Below are 1,174 nucleotides of genomic sequence, written 5' to 3' on the forward strand. Positions count from 1 at the left end.
GGAGAACACCGGCCACCTCTACGCCGCCCCCGGCAAGGCCGCCAACATCTTCACGGCCCGCGACAACACCGAGGCCCGCGCGGCCTTCCACTTCGCCGCCGACCACCTGGAATACGACCACCGCGACCCCGCCGCGCACAAGCAGATCATCGCGGACCGCTTCGCCGGCGAGGGCTGGGAGGTGCCCCGCCTGCTGAAAGAGATGGACACAGCACAGGAGTTCTTCTTCGACTCCAACGCCCAAGTCGAGATGGAGTCCTGGTCCGCCGGCCGCGTCGTCCTCCTCGGCGACGCCGGCTACTGCGCCGGCCCCACCTCCGGCCGCGGCACCTCGCGGCACTGATCGGCGCCTACCTCCTCGCCGGGGAACTCGCCGCCCGCGAAGGCGACCACACGGCCGCCTTCGCCGCCTACGAGCAGCAGATGCGCCCCTACGTCGCCGAACACCAGGCGCTGGGCCGCGAGGGCGCTGAACGGTTCTTCCTGCCGGCCCCCACCCAGGAGATCCTCGACATGCTGGCCGCGAACGCCCCCGAGAACACCCGCACCAACCCGGTCCGCCTCCCCGACTACACCCCTGCCACCGCCGCCTGACAGGCGAAGGAGCATCCAGACCGGACCCCGACCGCCAGGCCGTCGCTCCCGCCGCAGCACAAAAGTCGGCAGTAGGCACCCCACCGAACTGGGCCGGACGGCAGACTGCACTGCCCCCGCGCTTCCCCCGGCGCCCGTGCACAAGGTCAGCTCTGCGAACTTGCCGCTGCGACACACATCTCGTCCCCACCCTTGCCAAACGAACAGAACCGAAGAAGACCCCCACGACCAGCACCGCCCCCGCCGCCGACGCGCGCATTCTCGGCCTGGCCCACTACGCCGCCCGCAGCGTCCTGCAACACACCCTGGCCCGACACGGCCTCACCTTCACCCAGCAGATCGCCGCCCTGCGCGCCGCCGTCACCGCCGACGCCCCCCAGACACCGCATGACCTCATCACCCAGATCCACGGCTCCCTCAAGGCCGATCCCGCCGACATCCGCGTCACTCTCGACGAGCTGCTGGCACGGCAGCAGCTCACCGCAGACAGCACCGGGCACCTTCACCCCACGGACGCCGGGCGCGAACTACTCGCCGCTGTTGGCGCTGACACTGCACCCGCAACCGCCCGGATCAGGGG

Annotated in this window: 2 protein-coding genes and 1 pseudogene; 2 read left to right on the plus strand and 1 reads right to left on the minus strand. The window is 71.0% G+C overall.

The genetic code is table 11. The features are described 5' to 3' along the window. Nucleotides 1-343 (plus strand): annotated as a pseudogene (locus tag VR44_RS46715) (FAD-dependent monooxygenase); the annotation flags it as partial. 80 nt (nucleotides 344-423) lie between these two features. Continuing rightward, nucleotides 424-594, plus strand: a complete 171-nt coding sequence (locus VR44_RS46720) for a hypothetical protein (protein ID WP_211275231.1) — start codon at nucleotides 424-426, stop codon at nucleotides 592-594. 146 nt (nucleotides 595-740) lie between these two features. On the opposite strand, the gene VR44_RS49030 is transcribed toward VR44_RS46720, so the two are convergent. Beyond that, on the minus strand, nucleotides 741-1,100 hold the full coding sequence (locus tag VR44_RS49030) for a hypothetical protein (RefSeq protein ID WP_045952611.1): 360 nt from the start codon (nucleotides 1,098-1,100) through the stop codon (nucleotides 741-743). Nucleotides 1,101-1,174 lie beyond the last annotated feature (74 nt).

Origin of the sequence: Streptomyces katrae (genome assembly GCF_000966975.1) — a bacterium.
GTDB lineage: Bacteria > Actinomycetota > Actinomycetes > Streptomycetales > Streptomycetaceae > Streptomyces > Streptomyces katrae.

Excerpts from the sequence above, each read along its gene's own strand:
- VR44_RS46720 (WP_211275231.1), top strand. The coding sequence starts at position 424 with ATGCGCCCCTACGTCGCCGAACACCAGGCGCTGGGCCGCGAGGGCGCT.